Genomic DNA, 6,103 nt, shown 5'->3' on the forward strand with positions numbered 1-6,103 from the left:
CTCTGCTCGCCTCGCGCGCTGCCGACCGAGGTGGTTTCGGTCAATTGCCGGGTGCTCTACCGGCTCGACGACGAGCCGGGAATACAAGGACACTTCCTCGTTCACCCGCTCGACCTCACCGACCAAGCCGATGAACCCTCGGTCGCGCGCCCGCTCGGGACGGCGCTGCTCGGGTTGCACTTAGGGGACCGGATGCCTTTCTGCGATAACTGCCTCGGAATCCAGCACGTGGTGACAGTCGAGGGCATCGGCTGCCGCTTTGTCGACGAGCCGGTCTCCATGCGCGGCGTGCTCGCCCCGCTTGAGGCCTAGCCCGAGCACCCCGGACGCCGCCCGCGCGGTGGCCAACGCTGCAGCGGCAAAAACCGGTTCATGCGGGAACCGCCTCCCCACCTCGGCGGACCCGAGATCAGGCGCACCGCCCGACTTTGCCCAGCTACGGGCTGACACCAACCCGAAGAGGAGAAAGCTCTTGCGTATGCTCGTCGCTACCGACTTCTCGCCCCGCTCCCAGAGGTCAGTCCGGCGCGCCGGCATCCTGGCCGGACAGCATGGAGGCAACGTCGTCCTGATGCATGTCGTGGACGGCACCCGCCCCCGGGAGGTCGCACGCGATCTTTGCGAGGCAAAGCGCATGACTATCGAGCAGGTCGCTGTCGTGCCGGAACTCTTCCGCGTCGCGTGCCAACCGCTTGTCGTCGCCGGATGCCCTCCCGACGCGATTCGTGACGCGGCGATGGCTCACCAAGCTGATCTGATCGTGGTCGGCGCCCCCCATCAGGGGTCTGCTCGCGATTGTGGGGGGACAGTCCGCAGTCTAATCCTCGCCGCGCCATGCCCGATCCTCGTGGTCGGGCGGTCCGCCTTGAGCCCCTACGCCGGGGTCATGATTCCGGTAGACTTCTCGGACGCCTCGGCACGGGCCCTGCGCAGCGCGGTGTCGCTTGGGGTCGCGGACGACGTCCAGGTCACGGTCGTCCACGCCTTCGAAGCCTTGGGCAAGCCGAAGCTGTCCGCCTTCGGCATGCCGCGCGAGCATATCGATGGCTACGTCGAGAGTTGGCGCTCGTCGTTCGCGGAGGAGATCGAGGCCTTCCTCGACGCCGGCGGCCTCGCGGGACAGGATTGGTCGCGGCGGGTGGTTGAAGGGTCCCCGGACGAGGTCATTGTCCGGCTCGCAGCGCGAATGCCCTCTGAGCTCCTCGTCATGGGCACGCATGCCCGGACCGGGATCCGGAAGGCCTTTATGGGTAGCGTCACTGAGAAAGTCCTCGCCGCCGGCGGAATGGACATCCTGGTGGTTCCGCCGCCGTGTCCGGGTGCTGGACAGCAGGCACCGCCGTTATCTCGGGCCCGGGATCGTCGGGCCGAGCGGCCTGCCTTCAGAGTCGTTACCGCATGAGCGACCGCCCTAGACACCTCCGATGAGGAGCCGCTGCGGCGTGGGCGCATGGGCTTTGAAAGCCCTGCTGCAGTGCGTTTCAGTCCGCAAACGCCGTAGCGTGCTTCGGCGGGGAAGGGTCGATGAGAATCATCGCCGCACGGGTCATGGCCAGGGCCGTTATGTTGCTGGTGCTGGTCACGACGCGCTAGCGTGAGCAACCCCACACGCTCCCTGATTGGAGGCTGCGTCGTCGCTGCCGCAGCGGCGACCGCTGTGGCAGTATCCGCCCGCTGGTGAGCTTGCCTGTATCGTCTCGCCGCCCCCTCAGGGCATAACGGCGAAGAACACGTCAGACCACTGATGGTCGTCTGGCTGGTGGCTCTGTTTGGTATGGGAGGATGGGATCTGCTCACCTGAGGCACCGCGCGGGAGGGGCGCTGTTGCCAAGCTTGGCCATAGGAGTAGGCTGAGGCGCCGAGCGTCGTTCGCCTCCTCAGGTACGCCGCCCGGCTCGGCAGCGCGGGCCAGGTCCCCCTCTGGTCTGCGCTGCCGACCCTCATCGGTACGGCAACGCTTCCGCTGATCACGAGTTGGTGACCTGCTTGGAGCCGCAGGTGCGGTGTTCAGCCCGGCGGCGCGGGCAGCAGCCTCACACCTGACCCGCCCGCCGGCACCGCACACCTTCGGCTATGCTGGTACGACTTATGGGTCTTCGAGCAGCCCTGAACCGCATGTGGTCAGTGCGGTAATTCGAGCGAGCCTCTGGTCATGGGCTCTTGATCTGACCGTCTGGTTTCGAACCGAACTGATCGAGAGGATCAGCCAGGACAGGAGGCCTTAGAGATGGGAGGAGGCTCTGAACCGAGCGCCGAACAGTAGGTGCCGGTGATGGATCAAACCAAGATTCAGGCGGGAGAGAGCAACTGCATCGTCGTCTCTTGCCTCGTAAATCAGACATCTCCGAGCAGAGACGCGTGAGTTCTTGAGCAATTATACCCGCTTCTCTCCGAAATACGATCGCCTCCATTGTTGCATAACAAGACACACAGAACAGCGCGCAGATGCGCTTGCGCTTGAGCTATCGACTACACGCGACCATTATAGCCCCAAACATAGTCATCCGACGAGCTTTGGCCGCTACCAGGCAGCAACCTCGCAACATACTTAGTACGAAATGTCGGTTAGGTCAGGGCAAGTCCAAGCCCTTGCATCTCACAACGTCGGCCGCGCTCACCGGATCCCGACCACTGCGGAGAGCAGCAAGCAGGAGCCGGCACAGCAACTGGAAACTTGCTGCCGCCTCCGAGCAGCGTCGAAAATTCAGTTCGTTCTACGGTGTTCGCCGCTCGCATGATCGACTTCCGCCATCGCGCCCGGCCGTCCGAGATCGATGGACTTGGCGAGCTCGGAGCGCTGGGCGGCGTAAGCGGCGGCCACCATCGGGTAGTCGTTGGGCAGGCCGTAGCGCTGGCGGTAGCTGTAGGGGTCGAGCCCGTGCGTCGAGAGGTGGCGCTTGAGCGTCTTGTAGGGCTTGCCGTCGATGAACGAGATCAGCGCGTCCGGCGTGATCGACTTGCGCACCTGCGCCGACGTTGGCTTAAGGACCTCCTCAACGACAGCGACGAGGGGGCCCTGAGCGAGGTTGCTCAGCGTCGAATAAACATTTACGATCAATTCGGCAAGGTCGCGCGGAGCGACATGATTCCGAGCGACGTAGGCAGAAACGATATTCGCCGTTATTTCCACTATTTTCTCGCTGAATCCCCCAACTTCTTCTTGCATAGCGCGATTCCTTCTGAGTCGATTCTCGCACCCCTAGGTGCGCGTCGCTTGCGCCGTCTGTTCCGATTGAAAGTTGGAGCGGCCGCTATCTGTGATGCTTCTCAAGCGGGCTTGCCTCGCCCGCTATCGAGGGCTTTCGAAGAGGTGTTCATCTTCGTCCCTTCTATTTTCGCAGATGGCAGTGAAAGGATCAAAGCATGCAAACTCCCGAAGCCTCCGCACGTCGGTGATGATCAACTTCTGGCGGCACAAAGATAGAAATCGTTCGCTGAAAAGCGCCTGCAGGATCCGATTGGCATGGTTGTGCGAGACGGCGGCCGCGTCCGCTACGTCCGCTTGAGAGAGGCTCAACTCGCACTCATTCTGGCCAGCGAACCCCACGACGTCGAGACGAGCATGCAACTCACATAGAAGATATGCGATACGCTTCGGGGCAGGCCGACTATCGTTCAAGAGCCACGCCCGCGTGCGGTCAAGGTCATCTTGCACGATACGTCGCAGCCCGAGACCAACGGCGGCAGTGGATCTACACAGAGCGTGCAGATCTGAGTGGAGTATCTCGACAACGCTGCAGGCGGACAGGGCTCTAATGCGCCAAGGCATCCCTGATCTCAGCGGCGCTGATGATCTGACGAGATCGCCGGGAAGGATGAAGGAGGCAATCCGCCGTGTGCCGTCCGGGAGTGTGGCGTAGCGGCATGCTAGGCCGCTCACCACCAGAAATCCGGCATCGCTAGTTTGTCCGACGAAATCTTGATGCCCCGCTATGTCAAGACGGTTTATGGCAAGCGAATGTATGGCCTCCCGCTGCATGTCCGAGATCTTAACCGCTTGCTCAAGTCGACGGATGAATGGATCGACCGATATTGTCCTTTTAGAGAAGGAAGTTGGCAGGGAAGAGCCCGTTTCCGCTTTCATCACTGACGCTGGCAGCAAGCTCATTTTTCATACGTCCAATGAATGCATCGCGGCAGTCGTCTATAATGGCCGGGATTGCTTCGGCTTCAGCAGCTTCAAGATGGGAAAGTTCTACCCCGTGCAGTCGAAGCTATGTCTTCGGCATTCTTCTATGTCGATGTGCTAGCGCATTATGATGCCGCGCTACCTCCGAGCCTCTTGAGGTCCAGACGTGTGCGGGCTCTCAGTCCGAAAAATTTGGTCCTACGATACCTTCGTCATGAGGGCCGGTGCTTGCTCTACCAAGCCACGGCAATGTCCGAAATCCGGTCATATATGACCGATTCTGTACAAACCCGTCAACAGGGAACTCCGACCGAGCCGCAGTACTGCAGAGCTTCGGATTGCGATGGAAAATCTGCCTTCAAGCAAATCGCGTCTTCGGCCACGATCTCGGCCGCTCAAGGGGCTGGTGATAGCCGCGCTGCTCCGCTGAATGGCAGTGGACGGATGTGTCTGTTCCGTTAGAAGCGGAGAGGATTGAAAGAGAAGAGGTATGGGAGATCCCGATGGAGGCAAGCCGTCAGCGAGTTATCCTCACAGCCTGCCAAGTTCGAATGGCACGTTCTGCGCAGCGTTGGAGTGTAGAAGATTTGGCTGAGCGCTCAGGTGTCGGCGAGAAAACGATCCGTCGCGTCGAAAAGGTATATGGCATTCCACCAAACGTGACCATCGATACTCTCCTCAAGCTGCAAGCCTGCTTTGAGGCGCATGGCATGACGTTCATCCCGGAGGATGGAAGCCCAGAAGGACCTGGGGTGCGCTTCGGCAGCTATCCTGGGCGCCAAGTTCAACCTGTCGGCCCGCTGCATGGCACGGATCAGCGTCAACACGATCTAGGGTGAGGGTGTGGCTCGAAATGCCTTCGGCCCGATCAGATCTGGCGGCTTCACAACGCGTCGGTCTCCTGGCAAGTCCGTGAAGCCTGCTGTTTCAGGTTGTCCTGAGACGGCGCTGAACGACGGGGCCTGAAGCGGCTATCTTGAGCGGTGCAAGCCATGCCAGCAGCCGAGCGGCCTCGACCACACTTCGAGCGCTTTGGCCGGTTACCTCCGCCTGTCAACTGCAAGTGCGACTTATGCCTTTCGAGCATTTCATCCTAGAGCGAACGGTCCACTCTGGGCCGGTGTTGGCCGGCAGCTACTGACCCGACGGGAGGCGCAGGCCGGCGCCGACGCGCCGATGCATGAGGCACTCGAGCGGCGCGCAGAATCGAGCATCTTGAGGAGCGAAGCCATCAGCGCCTCCGCGGATGCCGTTCGGGCTATGGTGAGTGTCAGAGGCAGAGAAGCTTGCGATAGCGGGGCGACCCCCGGCTGCTCAGACGACCTCTAAGAATTCGATGCCGATCTCGTTCCGCCTGCGCCAGGCAACGCGGGCTGGAACTTGTTCAGGCTCTTCGCCAATCTCGAGAGTGAAGACGCAGGGTATCCGAGAAGGTTGGCCGAGCAGGAGACGAGCTCCCTTGCGGGTGCGCTCGGAAAGGGCGCATTCGAACGCACATCCGTTCCATAGGCGGATCCGGCAGAGAATGGTGGAGAGTGCTCCGGGCTTGTCCGTCAAAGCGCTCGCTTCTGTCGCATCGGAGATGCCAGCTTCGCGTTCGTAGGCCGTCGGCGTTTCGCGAAAGTGACGCACGGCGGGGCGGCCGCGCACTGCGCAGGCCTGAAACGTCGAGATCAAGGCGCTCCTGAATAGCTCGTCCCTAGTGCTGCCGAATGCCTTTTGCATGGGTTCGTCCTTCCAGCTTTGGTAGATCCACCTTAGAAGGGGTGCGCATGTCGCGACGATTTCGCGAAAGTTTCAGAACGATAGCACAAGAGCCGTCTGGGTCTGTCCTGACCGGCTGCCTTTGGTCTGGGCTGACGGGGAGGATCAGCAAGGACCGGAGGAACCGGCGATGAGGTGAAGTCACTGGTCGAGCGCCGTGCCGACGGTGCTGACGTCGCGTGTCCGCCTACCGGCAGCTTGAGCTCTAAG

Annotated in this window: 6 protein-coding genes; 3 read left to right on the top strand and 3 right to left on the bottom strand. The window is 61.5% G+C overall.

Features of this window, described 5'->3' with window-relative positions:
- Nucleotides 1–312, top strand: a 312-nt coding sequence (locus MOX02_RS28930; RefSeq protein WP_147029236.1) for a GreA/GreB family elongation factor, incomplete at its 5' end; no start/stop codon positions are given.
- Between the two features lie 166 nt (nucleotides 313–478).
- Nucleotides 479–1,402 (top strand): universal stress protein, encoded by a 924-nt coding sequence (locus MOX02_RS33160; protein ID WP_507762760.1) that lies wholly within the window; start codon nucleotides 479–481, stop codon nucleotides 1,400–1,402.
- Between the two features lie 1,302 nt (nucleotides 1,403–2,704).
- Here the strand turns inward: MOX02_RS33160 and MOX02_RS28940 are convergent.
- Both MOX02_RS28940 and MOX02_RS33065 read right to left on the bottom strand, forming a co-directional pair.
- Nucleotides 2,705–3,166 carry a Ros/MucR family transcriptional regulator gene (locus MOX02_RS28940; RefSeq protein ID WP_147029238.1) on the bottom strand — a complete coding sequence of 154 codons (462 nt, stop codon included), beginning with the start codon at nucleotides 3,164–3,166 and terminating at the stop codon, nucleotides 2,705–2,707.
- Nucleotides 3,167–3,289: 123 nt separating this feature from the next.
- Nucleotides 3,290–4,108 (bottom strand): Crp/Fnr family transcriptional regulator, encoded by an 819-nt coding sequence (locus tag MOX02_RS33065; protein ID WP_147029239.1) that lies wholly within the window; start codon nucleotides 4,106–4,108, stop codon nucleotides 3,290–3,292.
- 524 nt (nucleotides 4,109–4,632) lie between these two features.
- On the opposite strand from MOX02_RS33065, the gene MOX02_RS28950 reads away from it, so the two are divergent.
- Nucleotides 4,633–4,968, top strand: a complete 336-nt coding sequence (locus MOX02_RS28950; RefSeq protein WP_147029240.1) for a helix-turn-helix domain-containing protein — start codon at nucleotides 4,633–4,635, stop codon at nucleotides 4,966–4,968.
- Nucleotides 4,969–5,443: 475 nt separating this feature from the next.
- Here MOX02_RS28950 and MOX02_RS28955 read toward each other — a convergent pair whose 3' ends face one another.
- Nucleotides 5,444–5,854 (bottom strand): hypothetical protein, encoded by a 411-nt coding sequence (locus MOX02_RS28955; protein ID WP_147029241.1) that lies wholly within the window; start codon nucleotides 5,852–5,854, stop codon nucleotides 5,444–5,446.
- Nucleotides 5,855–6,103: the final 249 nt, after the last annotated feature.

It is taken from the genome of Methylobacterium oxalidis (assembly GCF_007992195.1).
In the GTDB taxonomy this organism is placed as follows: Bacteria; Pseudomonadota; Alphaproteobacteria; order Rhizobiales; family Beijerinckiaceae; genus Methylobacterium; species Methylobacterium oxalidis.

Bases quoted from the DNA above. Each gene is read 5' to 3' on its own strand.
- MOX02_RS28955 (WP_147029241.1), bottom strand. From the start codon at position 5,854: ATGCAAAAGGCATTCGGCAGCACTAGGGACGAGCTATTCAGGAGCGCC.
- MOX02_RS33065 (WP_147029239.1), bottom strand. From the start codon at position 4,108: ATGAGCTTGCTGCCAGCGTCAGTGATGAAAGCGGAAACGGGCTCTTCC.
- MOX02_RS28950 (WP_147029240.1), top strand. From the start codon at position 4,633: ATGGAGGCAAGCCGTCAGCGAGTTATCCTCACAGCCTGCCAAGTTCGA.
- MOX02_RS33160 (WP_507762760.1), top strand. From the start codon at position 479: ATGCTCGTCGCTACCGACTTCTCGCCCCGCTCCCAGAGGTCAGTCCGG.
- MOX02_RS28940 (WP_147029238.1), bottom strand. From the start codon at position 3,166: ATGCAAGAAGAAGTTGGGGGATTCAGCGAGAAAATAGTGGAAATAACG.